This is a genomic window from Bradyrhizobium sp. USDA 4341 (assembly GCF_054063755.1).
In genome coordinates this window covers 1-15,800 of record NZ_JBSSGO010000001.1, presented here as the reverse complement: position 1 = coordinate 15,800, position 15,800 = coordinate 1, and the positions used below count along the sequence as shown (strand labels likewise).

Annotated in this window: 24 protein-coding genes; 12 read left to right on the top strand and 12 right to left on the bottom strand. The window is 60.2% G+C overall.

Features of this window, described 5'->3' with window-relative positions; translation table 11 throughout:
• Positions 1-83 precede the first annotated feature (83 nt).
• Together ACVIGB_RS00120 and ACVIGB_RS00115 are read left to right on the top strand one after the other, a co-directional pair.
• A complete protein-coding gene (locus ACVIGB_RS00120) occupies positions 84-524 on the top strand; it encodes a hypothetical protein (RefSeq protein ID WP_456717679.1) in 441 nt (146 codons plus the stop codon).
• 10 nt (positions 525-534) lie between these two features.
• A complete protein-coding gene (locus ACVIGB_RS00115) occupies positions 535-870 on the top strand; it encodes a hypothetical protein (RefSeq protein WP_456717680.1) in 336 nt (111 codons plus the stop codon).
• Positions 871-889: 19 nt separating this feature from the next.
• Here the strand turns inward: ACVIGB_RS00115 and ACVIGB_RS00110 are convergent, their stop codons facing one another.
• From ACVIGB_RS00110 to ACVIGB_RS00080, 7 genes are all read right to left on the bottom strand, one after another.
• Positions 890-1,504 carry an exonuclease domain-containing protein gene (locus ACVIGB_RS00110; protein ID WP_456717681.1) on the bottom strand — a complete coding sequence of 205 codons (615 nt, stop codon included), beginning with the start codon at positions 1,502-1,504 and terminating at the stop codon, positions 890-892.
• On the bottom strand, positions 1,501-2,169 hold the full coding sequence (locus ACVIGB_RS00105; RefSeq protein ID WP_456717682.1) for a hypothetical protein: 669 nt from the start codon (positions 2,167-2,169) through the stop codon (positions 1,501-1,503). Before ACVIGB_RS00105 ends, ACVIGB_RS00110 begins: the two co-directional genes overlap by 4 nt.
• Positions 2,170-2,212: 43 nt before the next feature.
• On the bottom strand, positions 2,213-2,584 hold the full coding sequence (locus ACVIGB_RS00100; protein ID WP_456717683.1) for a hypothetical protein: 372 nt from the start codon (positions 2,582-2,584) through the stop codon (positions 2,213-2,215).
• Positions 2,585-2,727: 143 nt separating this feature from the next.
• Positions 2,728-3,285: a hypothetical protein gene (locus tag ACVIGB_RS00095; RefSeq protein WP_456717684.1), complete on the bottom strand. Its 558-nt coding sequence runs from the start codon at positions 3,283-3,285 to the stop codon at positions 2,728-2,730.
• Positions 3,282-3,527 carry a hypothetical protein gene (locus ACVIGB_RS00090; RefSeq protein ID WP_456717685.1) on the bottom strand — a complete coding sequence of 82 codons (246 nt, stop codon included), beginning with the start codon at positions 3,525-3,527 and terminating at the stop codon, positions 3,282-3,284. Before ACVIGB_RS00090 ends, ACVIGB_RS00095 begins: the two co-directional genes overlap by 4 nt.
• 285 nt (positions 3,528-3,812) lie before the next feature.
• Entirely contained in the window at positions 3,813-4,256 is a 444-nt protein-coding gene (locus ACVIGB_RS00085; protein ID WP_456717686.1) for a nucleotidyltransferase domain-containing protein, read from the bottom strand.
• 221 nt (positions 4,257-4,477) lie between these two features.
• Positions 4,478-5,101, bottom strand: coding sequence for a hypothetical protein (locus ACVIGB_RS00080; RefSeq protein ID WP_456717687.1), 624 nt, complete (start codon positions 5,099-5,101; stop codon positions 4,478-4,480).
• Between the two features lie 77 nt (positions 5,102-5,178).
• On the opposite strand from ACVIGB_RS00080, the gene ACVIGB_RS00075 reads away from it, so the two are divergent.
• On the top strand, positions 5,179-5,565 hold the full coding sequence (locus tag ACVIGB_RS00075; RefSeq protein WP_456749059.1) for a hypothetical protein: 387 nt from the start codon (positions 5,179-5,181) through the stop codon (positions 5,563-5,565).
• 12 nt (positions 5,566-5,577) lie between these two features.
• On the opposite strand, the gene ACVIGB_RS00070 is transcribed toward ACVIGB_RS00075, so the two are convergent.
• Together ACVIGB_RS00070 and ACVIGB_RS00065 are read right to left on the bottom strand one after the other, a co-directional pair.
• Entirely contained in the window at positions 5,578-5,847 is a 270-nt protein-coding gene (locus ACVIGB_RS00070) for a hypothetical protein (protein ID WP_456717689.1), read from the bottom strand.
• The gene (locus ACVIGB_RS00065) at positions 5,844-6,287 is read right to left on the bottom strand and encodes a hypothetical protein (protein ID WP_456717690.1); all 444 of its coding nucleotides are present in this window, start codon (positions 6,285-6,287) and stop codon (positions 5,844-5,846) included. Before ACVIGB_RS00065 ends, ACVIGB_RS00070 begins: the two co-directional genes overlap by 4 nt.
• Before the next feature lie 294 nt (positions 6,288-6,581).
• On the opposite strand from ACVIGB_RS00065, the gene ACVIGB_RS00060 reads away from it, so the two are divergent.
• From ACVIGB_RS00060 to ACVIGB_RS00030, 7 genes are all read left to right on the top strand, one after another.
• Positions 6,582-7,073, top strand: coding sequence for a DUF488 domain-containing protein (locus ACVIGB_RS00060; protein ID WP_456717691.1), 492 nt, complete (start codon positions 6,582-6,584; stop codon positions 7,071-7,073).
• 209 nt (positions 7,074-7,282) lie between these two features.
• Positions 7,283-7,813, top strand: a complete 531-nt coding sequence (locus ACVIGB_RS00055; RefSeq protein WP_456717692.1) for a hypothetical protein — start codon at positions 7,283-7,285, stop codon at positions 7,811-7,813.
• A 115-nt stretch (positions 7,814-7,928) separates the two neighbouring features.
• Complete coding sequence (locus tag ACVIGB_RS00050; RefSeq protein ID WP_456717693.1) at positions 7,929-8,327, top strand: hypothetical protein; 399 nt, start codon at positions 7,929-7,931, stop codon at positions 8,325-8,327.
• Positions 8,320-9,681 carry a hypothetical protein gene (locus tag ACVIGB_RS00045; RefSeq protein ID WP_456717694.1) on the top strand — a complete coding sequence of 454 codons (1,362 nt, stop codon included), beginning with the start codon at positions 8,320-8,322 and terminating at the stop codon, positions 9,679-9,681. Before ACVIGB_RS00050 ends, ACVIGB_RS00045 begins: the two co-directional genes overlap by 8 nt.
• 272 nt (positions 9,682-9,953) lie before the next feature.
• The gene (locus tag ACVIGB_RS00040) at positions 9,954-10,796 is read left to right on the top strand and encodes a metallophosphoesterase (protein WP_456717695.1); all 843 of its coding nucleotides are present in this window, start codon (positions 9,954-9,956) and stop codon (positions 10,794-10,796) included.
• Positions 10,793-11,350: a tyrosine phosphatase family protein gene (locus ACVIGB_RS00035; protein ID WP_456717696.1), complete on the top strand. Its 558-nt coding sequence runs from the start codon at positions 10,793-10,795 to the stop codon at positions 11,348-11,350. The genes ACVIGB_RS00040 and ACVIGB_RS00035 overlap by 4 nt, the downstream gene beginning before the upstream one ends.
• Before the next feature lie 57 nt (positions 11,351-11,407).
• Positions 11,408-11,914 carry a hypothetical protein gene (locus ACVIGB_RS00030; RefSeq protein ID WP_456717697.1) on the top strand — a complete coding sequence of 169 codons (507 nt, stop codon included), beginning with the start codon at positions 11,408-11,410 and terminating at the stop codon, positions 11,912-11,914.
• Positions 11,915-11,943: 29 nt separating this feature from the next.
• On the opposite strand, the gene ACVIGB_RS00025 is transcribed toward ACVIGB_RS00030, so the two are convergent.
• Complete coding sequence (locus ACVIGB_RS00025) at positions 11,944-12,540, bottom strand: hypothetical protein (protein ID WP_456717698.1); 597 nt, start codon at positions 12,538-12,540, stop codon at positions 11,944-11,946.
• Between the two features lie 103 nt (positions 12,541-12,643).
• A complete protein-coding gene (locus ACVIGB_RS00020) occupies positions 12,644-13,723 on the bottom strand; it encodes a hypothetical protein (RefSeq protein ID WP_456749058.1) in 1,080 nt (359 codons plus the stop codon).
• A 159-nt stretch (positions 13,724-13,882) separates the two neighbouring features.
• Between ACVIGB_RS00020 and ACVIGB_RS00015 the strand changes: the two genes are divergently transcribed.
• Positions 13,883-14,710, top strand: coding sequence for a hypothetical protein (locus ACVIGB_RS00015; RefSeq protein WP_456717700.1), 828 nt, complete (start codon positions 13,883-13,885; stop codon positions 14,708-14,710).
• 42 nt (positions 14,711-14,752) lie between these two features.
• Positions 14,753-15,250, top strand: a complete 498-nt coding sequence (locus tag ACVIGB_RS00010; RefSeq protein WP_456717701.1) for a hypothetical protein — start codon at positions 14,753-14,755, stop codon at positions 15,248-15,250.
• Positions 15,251-15,255: 5 nt separating this feature from the next.
• On the opposite strand, the gene ACVIGB_RS00005 is transcribed toward ACVIGB_RS00010, so the two are convergent.
• Entirely contained in the window at positions 15,256-15,606 is a 351-nt protein-coding gene (locus ACVIGB_RS00005; RefSeq protein ID WP_456717702.1) for a hypothetical protein, read from the bottom strand.
• Positions 15,607-15,800: the final 194 nt, after the last annotated feature.

Here is a 15,800-nt window from a genome sequence, read left to right as displayed (position 1 = left end):
AACCATGGCTCAGCCACTCGAGTGGCCGGCGAACCCCACCTGGTGCTAACGTTGAAGAGAGACATCGAACCGGGGCGACAGGCGTGCGACCAGACATTGGCAAGGATCTCCACGACGTGCTGAGGGCGGCTGACTCGGGCCCGTCGACCGTAATTTCCGATCACCTGCTTGCGAGGACCGGCGGCCGCCTTCTTGAGGAGGCTGTGGAAACGGCTCTGGATTGCGGACTATCCGCCTCAGGCGTCCTCACCCACGTCATGGACGCCATCCACAACGAATGTCGAAAGCGCGCCTCCTACCCGTCTGCGATCGATGGCGCGCGAGCAGACCAGGACTCCCTGACCGGAGAACTCGGCGACATGGCCGCGCTCGTGCAATACATCCGCCACATCGCGGACATTTCCCCCGAGGCCCTTGACGCCGCGGCGGAGGCAAAGCTTGAGAAGCTGCGCGCCAAGCTCGCCTCCGGCGAGCTCTATGTCAGCGATGGCCTGATGTATACGTACAGGGCGCAAGACCGCTAGAGATGAACCAATGGCCGCTATGCCCTTCGACGAGATGCTTGCGCTACTCGCGACCTTGACCTCTCCAAACGGGGAGATCTCGCTCAAGGTTCTGGGCGCCGGGCTCGCCGAACATGCGCGACCGCACGGCTACGCGGAGATTGGACGCAGAATGGCCAAACGGCTCGCGGACCAAGGAGCCATGGAGCGAACTGGTGTCGGCCGCTACCGCATTACGGAGAAAGGCCGCATTGCCGCAGCGCTGATCTTGCATAAGCATCCGGACCTGCGCTTCAGCTTCATCGACTCCTGGGACACACCTGCCACTGGACCGCACCACGACGCGCAGGTGCTCGATCCTTCATAGTGCGCTGCCTTTGTACCCGTTAGAGCCCGCCTGGAATGGACAAGTCCCTTTCTATCTCCGGCACCGGAAACAGCTCTCGGAAGCCGCGAGCGTAATGCGCGTAGAGCTTCGCTGTATTTCGCGCGTCATCGACACCGCGATGACGGACGCCGTCGAAAGAAAGGCCTGCGGCCTCGAGCGCGGCCGCCAGTCCCAGTCGCGTCCGCGAACCGGACATCAGGGTCAACATCTGGCCGATATTCTGGAATGCCTCGCGTGGAAAAGGATTGGCGACGCCGGCGAGCTCAGCGTCACGGGCAAGCTCCTTCCAATCGTCACCCCACGACATCAGGACCTTCTTTGAGGGCCCGAAGTTCTTGGAGAACGTCCTGAGGACTTCTGCGATCGGTCGCCCCACAAGGCGAAGGCTCTCCGCCGTGTGACCTGTCAGGGCCGTGCAGTAAGCCGAGACCTCCGATCGCATCGGCCGAACCAGGAAGCTTGCTTCCCGCAGGATAACAAGCTCACGCACATCGAGCTCCGCCACGCCAATCTCGATGATCTCCGGCGACATGCCCGGCGGAGGCGGCCCATCCCAGCATGTCTCCTCCACGTCAAGGACAAGGGCGACATCGGTTCTCAACCGCAAGTTCATGGCAAATAGACCGGTACAGCCTCAGGCACGCCGCGGATCGCCGGGATGTGCCCCGCACCCTTCAACATGCTGGCTCCGATACGATGCCAGCCGTCCCAAACATCCAGACTGTCGTCCACATATTCCACGTAAACCACGTGCTCTTGGATATCTTGAAGCAAGAGATCGCCGTAGCCAGCTCGACCACATTCGATGGCGTTTTCATGCTCGGCGACAAACCAGTCGATCCATTGCTGCCTGTCCTTGATTTTCAGGAAAGCAGCGAGATCCTCCGTCGAATCGCTCCAGGTCGCCGTATTCAGGTCGAAGTCGTTGTTGCCATTGGCAGCCCAATAGCCGGCGATCTGCCGAAGCACGCCTTGGTCACCTCGATAATCTTCCACGCTGACTGAGCGCGACTCCGCTGTCCGCACACCATCACGATAGCCAAGCGAGTCCAGTAGAGCCGGTTCCAGAGCCGTCTCGAGGAAGCCATGGCTATCGTTGTCATGGCGATCGCGTCGCTTGCTATCAACGCGGCCGGCACAGCTAGCAGCGTAGCCTGCTCTGAAGGCCGATATCCGAGAAGGGCTCCATTTAAGGTATTTGGCTGCAAGCGAAAGCCGATGCTCGAGAACTTGTTCGAGCGACAACGATAGTTCTTCGGAAAGCGGCGTGCGGGTCATCGTCTGGAGATGTTTACCCGCACGCCAGCAAAACGCTATACCGCTAGTAGCAAGTATTTATAATTGTTTCGGCGAATCCATCAGGCCAGGAGAGCACCTGACGACGGAAGCAACTCGGCACGTAGAGATCCGTGTCGTAATATCGATCATAGACGTCGCTGCTGTAGAAACTCTGAGCCGGCGAATAATAAGAACCGTATCCGAGCGGGTAGACGTAATTGCCGTAGATTGGACCGCCCTCATATCCGAAGCCCACCGTACTGGCGCTCCAACCGTAAGGCCGGTAGCCGTGATAGCCTCCGGCCCAAACCCCGCCACCTCCGTGAAAGTAACCGAACGGTCGGGCTTCGGCCGGAAGCGCCGTCGCCCCGAGCGCGGCCGCCAACGCCAGGGCGAGTGTCACCTTGCGATTCATCGTTTGTCTCCTTTTTTTGTCGGGATTCCACCCAAGAGACAACGGCCGCAAGCTTGGAGCGATCCCACCAAAAAAGCCGAAACGATGGACGCTCTGCAGTACGAAATCGAGGGTGCGTGGCGGCATCCGGCTCCTTGGAGGGATCAGCGCACGCGAGCCGTACCGGCTGAATTGTCGCTGACGCGCTTGATGATCTCGTCGGCAGACGCGATCAAGCCGTAGTTCTGCAGCGTTCGTAGAAACGCGCGCGTCGACAGTGCCGTGACTTCCGGAGCCTGCGGGAGCAACACCCCATCGCCGAAAGCGGCGGCCTCAAGCAAAACGAGGACCACGCCGTTACCTTTCTCGATTTTAGCAACCTTCGTGATGTACCAGGTGATAGCCTCATCGCCGATGCCTTCCGACGGACGATCCGTAGACCCGGTATCTTCCATGGCCTCAGCGTCACGATAACGCTGTAGGTGGCCGGGGGTCTGCACCGTCCGATACTGCGAATTCTCATTGGCGGCGAACCATGACGCGAGCTCGTTCGCTCCCGGCTTGTCGCGGAAACGGGAGCACTCCTCTTTGACAACATCCAGGATTCGGATGGGTCGGCGAAAACTCTTCAGCAGATCAATCTCGCCCGCGAGGGCAAGACTGATCAAAGGGCCGGAATCGACGACGACCAGGTCGACAGGGATTCGTTTGAAAGTGTTCATGCGCCAATTCGCGGTGCATCCGCCGCTTCCGAGACGGCACGTTCGATCTCTCGGTCAATCAGATGGATCGCTCGGTCGGAGAGATGGATTTCCTGCGCGGTAGGCTCAATGCGGATATCAACCCCGCTGCTGCGTGCCGCAGCATAAAGGTCCGCAATTGTATCCACTCCGACAAGCCTGAGGGCGCGCCGGTAGGTAATCTCTCCTTGCTGCCAAGCTTCAAGCGCTTCGTGCACACCCATGGGATAAGGCATCGTAGGTCCTTCCGTCCCGACCTTGATTGTTGAGAAATGTAAACACCTGACCGGCAACAAGAAAGGGCGGTATCAGAGGGCCGAGGCCGATGGTTACTGCTCCTTCAGGAGTTAATCCAATCAAGCCATCTCTGGAGCAGCTACTCGACGACGCCAGACACGCTCGCCTTTTCCCTGATCTTCAGGTCCTCGAACGCGCTCACCGTCGGTCCATGCGTGTTGGCGGCGGCATCCGCTCCCCTGGAAGCGATCGGCGAAGGCCGAGTAATATGCTCAGCTGACCGCATCCGCGGGCGCGTCGCCCTCCACCAGGGCCCTGGCGGCATTGCCGGCCTCGACGACGACGCCGTCGCGCTTGATGGCGCGGATCAGTGCCGGGTTGGTGTGGTGTTCCGGGTGCTCCCATTCATCCAGAGAGACGGGAACCGTTTGGATATCCAAGCTGGTCTCGACGATCACGTCATACGCGAGGTCGGCCAACCGATCCCGGTCCGCCCGGCGGTCGGGAAGGTCGCGCAAGACGACGGCGACATCGATGTCACTGTCTGATCGGCCCTCTGCCCGTGAGTGACTGCCGAACAGCACAAGCTGCACCAGCCCGTCGCCGTAGGCGGCGCGGGTGGCACTTCCAAACAGATCCAGGGCCCGCCGAGCAACAGGCGTCAGGGCCTCGGTCCGATCTACGGAATGGTGCTTTGCGCCGGCCATGACCAACATATAGCGCTCCCGGACCCCGTCAGAAACTCGAATAGGGTCCGATTCCAGCGAGAAATCCGCTCACCTGCGAGCAGAAGGCGACTTCGATTGGCCGCCGATCGCCCGAGACCGAGGTAATTCACGAACTCATCGCGTTCATTACAGGCGTAGACTCGGTTTCGCGTCATATGGCGCCGGCGAGCCGAAGATTATACCCTGCGGTGCGGAACCTAGGGATACCCTTAGAACGGAACCTCGACCGCCCTGGGCGCAGGCGGCCGCGCGACAGTACGTCCCAAAATGCCGGAGAGAGACGGCTTTCGTGGCACTGAGGGAGGCGATTGCGGCGCAATCGGTCGACTTGTCGGGCGAACCGCCGAAGACGCTTTCGCGGGCGTGACCGGGCTGGAAACCGACGCATCCGGTGGAGTGCGAAGCGCAGCTTGGCCGTGCAACGCATCGACCCCACTGCGGTCGCCAAGTTCACTCTCCATTTCTGCAACCAGCATATGGAAAGGCACGTCCGGCCGGATCTTGTTGCCAAAATAGGCCGAGACGGTCGCCTGGCCGCCTCTGACCGGCACTCGCACGATGGCCTGCCGGTTCTCGCCGTACGAGAGATTGCCACGGATGCGTATCCAGAAGCCCTTTTTCCCCAGACTCGCGAGCGGATCCACCGAAAGCTCATCGAAGCAATGCACCTCGTGCAAAATCGCCTGAACTGTTGGCTTCTTGGTCTGCGGATCGCGGACGAACTGGTAGGTCTCAACCTTTAGCAGCGCCCACCGCGTGCCGGCAGGCCCGCTACTTCGGATCTCCGCGTCCGCAGCAAGAACCCCGAATAGCACGACATCGTTCGTCGACATGGGCACCCGTATCCGTGAATAGAACAAAACATGGACGCGGACTACGGATCTGTCAAGGATTAGTGGCAATCCGCCAGATGGGCTACTATCCAAGGATTGGCGAGGCAAGTTCAACAGGGGACCGCATTCTCATGCCTAAGCCCATCCAACTGACCAATGACGCCTTCCTGATGCTGAGGAAAGCGGTAGCGAATTTGGAAACCGGCTCCGGCCAGCGGATAACAGCCGCCGACATCCTGTCCGCAGCCGAACTCGTCGACGCGGAATACGCCACCGTCCGCGACGCTGACGGGCAGATCGAGCTCTGCGCTGCGCCGGCCGGAGCCAAATACATGACCATGATCGATGCGCTATTGACGCGGCCCGAACCGGACACGATCGTCCATAGCGATATCCCCGAACAGTACAGATGGGACACAAACGAACAGGACGTGACCAACGACCGCCGCGGCTTCGGCCCATAACGAGCGCTAGCTTTAGCTAATACCCGCCGCGGCAGTTGCGGCCGCTATTCCCTCCAGCAAAGTGAAACGGCAACGCGCGAGGAAGGCTGCGTCACGCGAGCTCGGTGGTGGCTCATACTCGAATTCGCCCGCTCGATTTAGGCAAAAACTGCCGTCCTCGAGCACGGCCCAGAGCCCCGCGCCTCTGGCCTCGATGGTGAGCCGTCCCCGACGAAAGCGGTCCGGCGCAAACCCCTGCTCGATGGCCAATGCGATGGCGCCCGTGTCATCTGAATGGCTCATTTTGTCGCTCCACGATCGAGATCGTCCGCTCTATCCCGAGCCCAGTCAGGCACGATCGACGCTCCATCGCGGGAAACATCGCGCTCCCACCCGAGTCCGGACGGCCGACGCCAGAGCTGGATCACCTTCACCGGCACCGAATTCATGGTCGTCCCGCTCGGGCAGCAGCCGGTCGCCGGCGGGTCGCCGTAATGCAATTTGCACTGGTCCACCGCCACTCGGAGCGATTTCGCGGGGTCATCTGGCAACCGGCCGCCTTTCGCGACAATGAACGATTGGGCGCAGACTTGGCAATTCACCTTAAACAACACGGCTTCCCGAGCATAAATGTCGGGCAGCATCTCGGGCGCAAACGCCTCATACCGTGGGACACCGTGCTCATCGAACCACGTCGGGGCCTCCGCAATCCGGCTCAAAATATCCTGGTACGACTGTTTCATCGGCCACCTGAACTTTCATCTAATCCTTGCTGCGCAGGGTACCGAATCTGGGGAATTGGGGAACCCTCTCGGCCCCGGCGTCCACACGTCCGTTAACGATGACATTTCGAAAGGAGCAGAAATTCGCAGTGGAAGCGGTTAAACTTGGATCCATGAAGCCAGAACCACTATTCACGAGCGATCAACACTACGGCCACAAAAATATCATCGAGCTCGCGAGCCGGCCCTTCGATACGGTCGACCATATGGACGCGGAGCTGATCAGACGCCACAACGCACGCCTGAGATTGAGCCATGACGACGAATTCAATCGCCACAATAGGCTACGAAAAAACGAACCCCGAAGAGTTCCTGAACGCTCTCCGGCGAGCTGAGATCGACACTCTGGTGGATATCCGGGACGTGGGCTTCTCACACAAGCCGGGCTTCTCGACCGCGCCCCTGCGAAACGCGATGGAGCAGGCCTCGATCGCGTATTGGCACCTCAAGGACCTGGGAAATCCAAAGCCGGGCCGGGTCGCCGCCAAGTCAGGTAACCGACAGCTGTTCCATGCTCTCTATGAGGGTGTTCTATCGGGCACCACGGGACAGCTGGCTCTCGACTTGCTGGCCGATCGCTCAAAATCACGCCGGCTGTGTTTGATGTGCTTCGAGCGCGACCATGCCAATTGCCATCGAGACCTCGTCGCCGGCCGCCTCGCCGCACGCGGCATTGAGATCGCCCACTTGCTTCCGGTGCGCACCGTTCCCGAGACGCCGCGGGAGCGACAAGGCATACTGCTTTGAGCAAGGAATCACGCATGGTTTCTCGACTGCAAAGTCACCCGCTACATATCGAGAACGACTGACGTGAACGCATTTTCCGGTAGTGTCTCAGCCCAAAGCGCCCGCTTTCGCTCCGTGACGAATTCCGGGCAAAACCGGGACGCAGCATTGACGCAGCCGCCCTATCGATCGTCTTTGGTCTCCGCAAACCGGACCAAGAGGCATCCACCGTGACCCCATCAGTACCCCAGTTCCGCATTGAAACCCCGCTTTCGACCGTTACTATCCCCGGAGCTCTGATTACAGTTGCAGTGAAGGCGCCTGGCAAGCCGGCGGTGAGTTGCACGCTCCATGCCGAGAAGCTCGTCGAGACGCTGCAGGTCATTGAAGGCAACCTGAAGATTGTTCGCGCTGACCGCTATGCACGCGTCGCCCACACCAAGATGCAACAGTCCATCGCCACGACGGTCCGCGAGCAGGAACTCAAGGATTTCACGCCCGCTGCCGCCGGCGTCGCCTGCGCCGCCCTCTGGTGCCTTCTCAATGACCCGAAGGACCGAGATGAGTGGCGGAAAAAGCTGTCCGCCTTTTTGCAAAGCCAGAAGATGGCGTTCGTCGGCTTCGATCTGCGAGAGGATGGCCGCTACGTTTACGCGATGGACGCCAAGCCGTTGCTCCTGGAGGACATGGATCGCGCGGTCACCGACGCTGCACAAATGAATGCAGCGTCGGCCGAAAGGGCATCCACAAAGCTCACTTGAGCGGCCCACCATTAACCAGCAACCCTCCGCCCCCTTGATCAATCCCCGACCGGGGGCGATGGTCTGCCCCGAAACACAACTCGTTGGAGGCACAATGCAGGCTTCGGCCGCCCAATTGATCGATCTCGATCCCCCGCACTCGCGTTCGCTCACAATCCTCAACATGTCGGGCGATTCGACTCTCACCTGGTCGCCCAAAACTGACGCTGTGATGCGGCAAATCATCGAGCGTAAGCTCCAGGAGGGTTGGGCCTTCTGGATCCTCAAGCCGCGCCTTGCCGGCTTCCTGCCCGATCGCAAGATCAAGGTACGCACCCTCGAACAGGCCATGGAATCCCGTTCGCTGAGCATGGACGACGACGATTTCATCAAGCTGATCACCGAAGGCGGGGTGCAACTCGTCTCGACCCCTGAGCGGGCGGAAGGCTGGACCGACGATGCCGTGCAATCGAAGGACCCTGCAGACATCGCCGTGTCGAATGCGATCGGCGTCAGGAACATGAGTGGTGGCTGACGAGCCGGACATCGACCTGAACTCGCCCGACGGGCACCTCGCGCTCTTGGAAACCATTGCCGAGCTGCGACCCCCAACAGCGCTACCGGGCGGCGCAGGCTCGACGCTTGAACTGATAGACCGCCTACCACCAGATCTCGACTATAGTTTAGACTCGGAAGTCGAAGCCGGAGCCCTGGGCGGAGACGATCGCGCTTTCATCGATTTGTTCGACCAAAACACCTTCTCCTGGTTCCTGCCTCTCACGCGTCGCAATGGCCGGGCCTTCCCTGACATCGTCAAAAAGCGACACCAGGAATGGCGGCAGACGGCCTCAATCGAGGACCGCATTGCGCTGAACTGGGGAGGCATGAAGGGTCTGCGATGGCTCTTTGACGATGTCGTCAGCGACTTTGCTTACGATGCCATTTACCAACAGGGCGTAGGCGCGCTGCCTGACGGCAACTTATCTGCTGTTGTCGCGAGGATGGACGTCAGCCTCCATCCTTGCCTTGGTAGGTTCACCGATTGTGCAGCGCCAATCGTGCGTCGCGCGGCAGAGGATATTGAGATTGCCGGCATAAGCGTCTACCTCGCTGGCCGTGATCGCCTGGATAACCTATACGCCCAGAACGGACCGCGAATTCGGGACCGGAGCCGGCGGATCAACGCCATGCTGCGCCAATACACCGAATACAGCGTGCCTCAAGCGAAGAGGCTGGCTGCCGGCGGCGCACCGATCCGGACGATCGAGCAAAAGCGCAAAGAGAAGCGACTGCGAAAGGCGATCAATCGCTCATACGCTCTGCTATCATCGATCGCGGGCCGACAAACTGCCCGCGCTTGCATCGACGGTGACACTATCGTGGTCGACGGCAAGAAGTTCGACTTCCGCTTACGAGTTGCGAACCTCCGCTCCACCGCGCACGGCGCAGTGGAGGTATTCGTCACCGACAAGGACGCCGTGGAGCTCGCCGCCCTCTGTGTCTACATCGATCAGACGCCGGCCCTCGACCAGATGGCGGCACTGATCCTGAATGTCACATCGGGAAACGAGGACGAGATCGTCCGCCGGGCCAACATCATCCGCTCGACCCAGGCAGCTGCTGAGAACCGCGAATTCCGGCAGATACGCGAGAGCATCGAGCGCCCTCGCCAAATCATGCCCGCGATGGCGCAGAAGAACTCTGTTCCGGATCGGCGATCTCCGGAGGAATTCCTCCCCGAGGTCAGGCGGAAGCTGGCGGCCGAAATCGACCGGACCATCTGGAAGCCGATGGCCGGGCTGCTTGCCTGCGAGTGGCTCCAGTTCACCGAGCCGACAGATAAGTCGCCGCTCGCCCTGCCGGCTACGCTTCAAACCATACCGCTGTGATGCCTCTCCGCCCTGAAAGGCGGAGATCCCGGCCGACTGGAGACCGAGCACCTCGCATCCGAGACGGACAATGTTGATCACCGTGAAGCAGCATTATAGGCGCCGTCGCAAGCCAAGGATTCGTAATCGAGGCAAAATCCGCCCACGCTGTTTTAACCAAAGCGTGGAATTGCAGCCTGTCTCCGAGCTTTTTCCACATTCAATCGCTAAAAGGATCCCGCGAGCTTGGCTCGCCTCCGGAGGCAAGGCCTTCGAGCAATTGGGGACCCGAGATGCGTATCCTTGTGATTAGCGACCTTCATATGGACCACCGGCCGGCCTGGAAAATGCCGCGACTGGACGAATTGCCGGACTTCGACGTTGCCGTCTTCGCCGGCGACATCAACGGCTCACCGTCCGAGGGTATGCGCTGGATCCGGCAGCAGGAAGGATTTGAATACGCCGAGATCATCTTTGTTGCCGGAAATCACGAATACTACGGTCACAACATCCAGGAAGAAGAGACCGCGGCCGTGGAAGTCGCCGCGGCGACGCGCATCCATTTCCTGAACGCGTCTGCTGTTCCGATCATCGATGGCGTCCGTTTCCTTGGCTGTACCCTCTGGACCGATTATTCGATCATGGGAAACCAAGAACGAGCTATGCAGGCGGCCGAGTTCATGATGAACGATCACCGTCTGATCAAAAAGAAATGGGATGGCCAGACCACGAAATTCCTGCCTCGGGATGCCTTGCTACGGCACGAGTGCGAACGCGCCTGGTTAGAAGCCAAATTGCGTGAACCCCACGAGGGACCGACAGTCGTCGTCACGCATCATTGCATCGGCTGGGGGTCGGTCCCTCCGCGGTTTCTGCGCGACCAGGTCACACCGGCCTTCGCAAGCGACCTCACGCCAGCGATCCTGAAGCTCCAGCCGGAACTTTGGATTCACGGGCACACACATTCGGGTTTCGATTATGAGATCGGCGCGACGCGCGTGATTTGTAATCCAAAGGGCTACGGCCCCCAGCCGATGCCTAAAGATCAAGCGCATCTCCCGATCGGCCCGGCGGAGAATCCCTTGTTTGATCCCTTAATGGTCGTTGAGATCCCTTCTCCAAAACTGGTGCCATGAGCGTGACCAATTTGCCGACAGTACTCGGTCTTGCCGAAGCCAGGGCATCCTGGACCAATTTCGATGCGATCATCTCGATCGAGGACGTCGGAGCAGAAGAGGGGCGCTCGTTCCGCTTCCCGGACCAGCTTCAGCGAGCGCGGCCCGCTCATTTGCGCCTCGTATTCGACGATATCGATGAGGCTGCCGAAGGCTACGTCGGCCCGAATACCGAACAGGTCCGCCAAGCCCTCGCGTTTGCGCGCGAGCACCACGATCAAAGGCTGCTGGTCCATTGCCACTCCGGCCAATGCCGGTCGACGGCGATCGCATTGGGGGCAATTGCGGAGCGATTCGGGCCTGGACGGGAGGCGGACGCGATCGCGACCATTCTCAGGATCCGCCCAATCGCCGCGCCAAACCTGTTGGTGCTCGAGCACGTCGATCGAGAGCTCGGACGCAACGGCGCGCTTCAGGGTGCCTGGATGAATCACGAGAACGCAGACAGCAAGCTGCTGCGCTTGCGCTTTCTACGGAAAAGCTACTATGCCACTTCGCCTATCGCCCATCCGTGACGGTGATGACTGGCAACCGGATTCGAATTGCCGTCGTCTTTGACAGTTGAAGACATCATGAAAACATTGATCACTTGGAGCTTGCTTGCGAGTTTCGCCAGTTGCTCGGCGGCGCAGGCCGATTGGAAGATTGACACGCAATCCGACCGGATTTCCGACAAAGCGATCAAGCGGGCAACGCTGAATGCGAAAGCCGCGGACAACGGCGTTACCGCAAGTTTGTTGCTGACCTGCGATGGCCTGGACGGGACGCGATTGTTTTCCGTCCAACTCAGCTCGACATTCAGCCCAAGGACGATCCCGGCGAGACTGCGTATCGACGAAAACAAGGTGCGAACGCTGCTTTCGTTGGGGACCTACGGCGATCCCCATCGAATCCCGATCATCACGGCTCCATCCTACGACCTCTGGGGGCGCAAACGCTTTCGGATCCAACTTAGCCCTCGCGGTGGCCCGGAGCTATTTTACGACTTCGATCTGACGGGCATCGGCAAGGCGATCGCGGCCCTCCCTTGCAACAAGGCACCGACCGAGACCTTTGAGGACACGGCCGGCGTCGAGTGAGGCGCGCGCATGTCTATCGCGCTGGTGATCTAAAGTTGCAGGCTGTTTGCCTGACGTCCGGAGATCACGACGGTATCGAACCCGCATTTGGCCGCATATTCCTTGGCGCTCGCAAGCGCTGCGGCAAACGGCACCGCTTTCCCGACCGACTGCACGGAATCCCAATCCGCCAGGGACTCGCCGTTCGGACCGGAGAAGACGCGCAGTTCGATCCGATTCACGCAATCAGCCGGCAGCTCTTCCAGCACGCGAATGGCCGCGGGATCGACCCCCCAGACCGCTCCCTCGCCTATCACCGAATTGCGAATACGCCGGCGTTCCCGGACGATGCGATAACCCAGCCCGCGCATCACCTGTCCAACCCAATAACCGCAAAAACGACGCGCGTAGTCCTGTTCTTCCTTCGTCGGAAGCGCTTCGATCAGCGCCGCAACCTTCTGGGCTGCGGCCTCCAGGGCAGGGCGACCCTCGTCGCTCAAAGTCCGGTATTCCGCAATCAGCAGCGGGGACTCGATGATGGCGACCAGGGCTCGGCCGACCTGGCTTGCGGCGAAATTATCAAACGTCATGACAGGCTCCTTCATCCCGCAATGTGGGGTGTGCGGGTAAAGGCCGATATAGTACAAAGGGGTTCGCCGGCAACCCCACAATGTGGGGTGAAGTTGGACAAAATGTCGCACCCAGCGTCGCCGACGAGCGGTCCGATCAAAGGCCTGCCGGCTGAAAAGCCTACGCCGCGGGCGGGGTTGCGCTTTCCGGCGCCGTCGCCACCACGATCGTCTCAACAGAGTTGTCGATCGGATCATAGAACCGGATCGCCACCTCCTCACCGAGAGCCCTGGATATCTCATCGGCCGAGGCGACCAGATCCGCTCGCCGGATCGACTGCTGATAGGCGTTGAACCAGCCTTCCGTCAGCGACGACCGCGGGATCGAAGTCACACCGTCGTCAAGCAGCCGGACGTGAGTGTGAAGCTCGTTCGGAACAGCCATCGACGCCACGACCCCAAATCCATCCTCGAAGTCGTCCGAGACCGCATACAGATGCAGCCGGCGTTCGTCACCCTTAACCTCTGCGACCGGAAACACCACAATCATCCGTTCATCGACGGCCGTTGAGATGATCTTGGCCCGTTCTTTGGCGTCGATCTGGCCGAGAGCATCCGATGGATCGGCCAAGAGCTTGTCCGCACCGGCACGGATCTGCTCCTTCAGGACGGCAAGCCGATTGGCTACACCCTCAGGCATCACGTAAAGCGCGCTGGTGTATCCAGAGGTCTTGAACCGGCACTCCAGGCCCGCGTTGCTCATCAAAGAAAGCCGGATAAACTCCTCGATCGCCGAGCTGTGCGCATCGTAGTCCTGGCGATAGGACTCCGGATCACGGCCAAGTTCACGCAACGCATGATCGATCTCATAGCCCAGTCTCTCCTCGGCTGACCGCGACGGACCGACGGCCACGACAAAGTCGGTTTCCCAGGAACGCCAGCCGACACTCACGACCCCACCGTGGGCGATCGCAACGAACTCGCTGTCGAAGGCGGCCCGAGAGGCTCGAAAGCCCTTCCGGGGCTCGATGCCAAAGCCAAGCTCCCTGCAAGCCTGTTCAACAGCGACGACCAGCTCTTCGTTTGCTTGATCGTATTGATCCTGTGCCCAAGTCGGAAAGTCGGCGCCGGCAACTTCCTCGTCCTCAGGGCCGACCTCCTTCACGTGTTCGTCGTATTCCGCTTCCGTCGGAAGCGGTCCCGACACCAAGAACGTATGTCCCGTACCATTAAAATCCGACTGATAGACCCCGACGCCCATTAATGCTTCTCCAACGCAGCTTGAAGGATTCGTTCGCACTCTATGCGCCACGGCCGAAAGTCGGAAACGGCGGCCTCCGGCGACTAGCCCTTTACGGAACTGTGGAAAGGCGAACGATCGCCGAGTGACCACCGCAATCCTGTGCGAGGCATTTGTCCCATGACGAAATTGAAGACAATTATTGCTTCCTTGGCTCTTGCGCTCGCACTTCCGTTCACGGCGACCGCAGGCGGCCTCATTTCATTGGAACCTGGCCCGGTCGATTTTTCGGGGAGCTTCGACGGCAAGGCGTCTGACGATGGACGAGTCCTGCAGCTTGTGGCGCCAGGCACGCATCCATGGTTCATCAGCCCCTTTTTCAAGCCCTCCCAGTACCGGATCGATTGCCTGACACCCTACGTGCTGACGCGCGCCGAAACCGCCAAATCCGATCTTCCGGAGATCCACGAATATCGGGTCTGCCGCATCCTGGATGCACCAGTCGTTCCCGGTGTATTCCTGGATCAACTGAAACAGGCAGGGTTCCGCTACACCGTTTCGTTCGGTTATTCGAACGCGCACAATCAACGTGCCCTCGTGTTCTGGACAAGCGGCAGGGCGGAACGTGGCAGGCCCCCTACGCAACAAGGTTTTGCAAGGATCGAAGGGGTCGACTGGCGAGATCAATACCAGCCGGCCGCGCGCTGCGTTGATGCCGACGGCAAGTGCTCCTGGCGTTACTTCGAACACGGTGATGCGTTCGGCGCCTTCATCAATCGCTTTTCGAAGCTCGACAGGGATGCTTCCGCAAGAACTTTTCAGGAAGTCGGGTTCGATCCCAGGCGCCGAGAGGCAGTGACGGGAGCATCCATTGCGATCGACGCCTGGCTTAGCGAACCGGCAAAACTTGATCGCGGACAGGACTCTGCTTGCCCCGCCACCTCAGAAAACACGGTACTGGACGACGGGGGCCTCACCTGCGGCCTCGCAAAACGGCTTCCGAGATGAGATAGTCGCCCAGAAAAGCTCGTCAGAACCTATGGAGCTGCTGTGAAGGATTCGTCTGCCAAGAGGCTTGTCGGCTCGACCCGCATCGCGGCGGCGGCCATCCTTTGCTTGTATCCGCTTGGGGCATCCGCACAGCAGACTTCCAAGGACAGCGACGTGCCGGCCATCTACTATTTCCCCGAAACGCAGCCCGCGGCCGCGGTTCCTGGCATTTCGCAGCATCCGGTCGCGAACCCCCAGAGCAACTACCGGCCCGGGCAAGCCCCCAGCTACAATCAGTACGGCGCGCCAGGGCAGACGCCTGGCGGGTATGGCACCGGCGCTGCCGATGTGCCAGCTGATGCGGACCAGCCAATCGAATTCGACACAAACGCGTTCTGCGAAGCCCCCGACGCGACCGGAAAGATTCGCTCAGCCGCTTGGGTGAAGAACTGCATTTCAGCGGCCACCGTAGCGCCGGATGCCACAGCTCGCGAGCCACAGGAACAGATCCTTCAGCAACAGCTGCAAAACGCCGGGGCGGCCGGGCAGCACCAGTAGCCTCGTTACTTCGAGAAGACGATGCCGTGGCGGCGCCGATGCATAACAGCCCGCAAGGAGCCGACAGCCGCTACGATGACGATAAAGGCCAGAATCTGCTCAAAGTAGGAAATCCGACCCCAAGCATAGACGTCCGAAAGCTTCACAAGAACCCCAGTCGCAAAGGCCGCAATCAACGGTGTGATGAACGGGCCGCGTCGGACCACCATTGCGAGCAGCATGCACGTCGCCCCGACACCGTACCAGGCAATATAGCCGAGCAAGTCCAGGTAAGGGACGATCTGGTCCCAGTACGGGGCAATGCCGAGAAGGGCGGCAATCACGCCATCGCTGGGTAGCAAAGCCGGAAAATGCATCTGCCGAACTCCAAGAAACTGACTGCTCCACCGCCTCATGCAGACGAGTGTGCATCGAAGATGTTGCCCTCTTTCAGTTCCAGGCGCCACGTGCCCTTACATCAGGATTGTGGAAATCGCTGAACTCCCGTTAGGCCACCACGCATGAGCCATTGCCTCCGAGCAGCACCTCCCGGATGGTGGTCTGACACAGC

Bases quoted from the DNA above. Each gene is read 5' to 3' on its own strand.
- ACVIGB_RS00060 (WP_456717691.1), top strand. From the start codon at position 6,582: ATGACGACGAATTCAATCGCCACAATAGGCTACGAAAAAACGAACCCC.
- ACVIGB_RS00095 (WP_456717684.1), bottom strand. From the start codon at position 3,285: ATGAACACTTTCAAACGAATCCCTGTCGACCTGGTCGTCGTCGATTCC.
- ACVIGB_RS00015 (WP_456717700.1), top strand. From the start codon at position 13,883: ATGACGAAATTGAAGACAATTATTGCTTCCTTGGCTCTTGCGCTCGCA.
- ACVIGB_RS00040 (WP_456717695.1), top strand. From the start codon at position 9,954: ATGCGTATCCTTGTGATTAGCGACCTTCATATGGACCACCGGCCGGCC.
- ACVIGB_RS00115 (WP_456717680.1), top strand. From the start codon at position 535: ATGGCCGCTATGCCCTTCGACGAGATGCTTGCGCTACTCGCGACCTTG.
- ACVIGB_RS00065 (WP_456717690.1), bottom strand. From the start codon at position 6,287: ATGAAACAGTCGTACCAGGATATTTTGAGCCGGATTGCGGAGGCCCCG.
- ACVIGB_RS00090 (WP_456717685.1), bottom strand. From the start codon at position 3,527: ATGGGTGTGCACGAAGCGCTTGAAGCTTGGCAGCAAGGAGAGATTACC.
- ACVIGB_RS00005 (WP_456717702.1), bottom strand. From the start codon at position 15,606: ATGCATTTTCCGGCTTTGCTACCCAGCGATGGCGTGATTGCCGCCCTT.
- ACVIGB_RS00075 (WP_456749059.1), top strand. From the start codon at position 5,179: ATGGGCTACTATCCAAGGATTGGCGAGGCAAGTTCAACAGGGGACCGC.
- ACVIGB_RS00085 (WP_456717686.1), bottom strand. From the start codon at position 4,256: ATGTTGGTCATGGCCGGCGCAAAGCACCATTCCGTAGATCGGACCGAG.
- ACVIGB_RS00080 (WP_456717687.1), bottom strand. From the start codon at position 5,101: ATGTCGACGAACGATGTCGTGCTATTCGGGGTTCTTGCTGCGGACGCG.
- ACVIGB_RS00035 (WP_456717696.1), top strand. From the start codon at position 10,793: ATGAGCGTGACCAATTTGCCGACAGTACTCGGTCTTGCCGAAGCCAGG.
- ACVIGB_RS00110 (WP_456717681.1), bottom strand. From the start codon at position 1,504: ATGAACTTGCGGTTGAGAACCGATGTCGCCCTTGTCCTTGACGTGGAG.
- ACVIGB_RS00020 (WP_456749058.1), bottom strand. From the start codon at position 13,723: ATGGGCGTCGGGGTCTATCAGTCGGATTTTAATGGTACGGGACATACG.
- ACVIGB_RS00030 (WP_456717697.1), top strand. From the start codon at position 11,408: ATGAAAACATTGATCACTTGGAGCTTGCTTGCGAGTTTCGCCAGTTGC.
- ACVIGB_RS00070 (WP_456717689.1), bottom strand. From the start codon at position 5,847: ATGAGCCATTCAGATGACACGGGCGCCATCGCATTGGCCATCGAGCAG.
- ACVIGB_RS00105 (WP_456717682.1), bottom strand. From the start codon at position 2,169: ATGACCCGCACGCCGCTTTCCGAAGAACTATCGTTGTCGCTCGAACAA.
- ACVIGB_RS00100 (WP_456717683.1), bottom strand. From the start codon at position 2,584: ATGAATCGCAAGGTGACACTCGCCCTGGCGTTGGCGGCCGCGCTCGGG.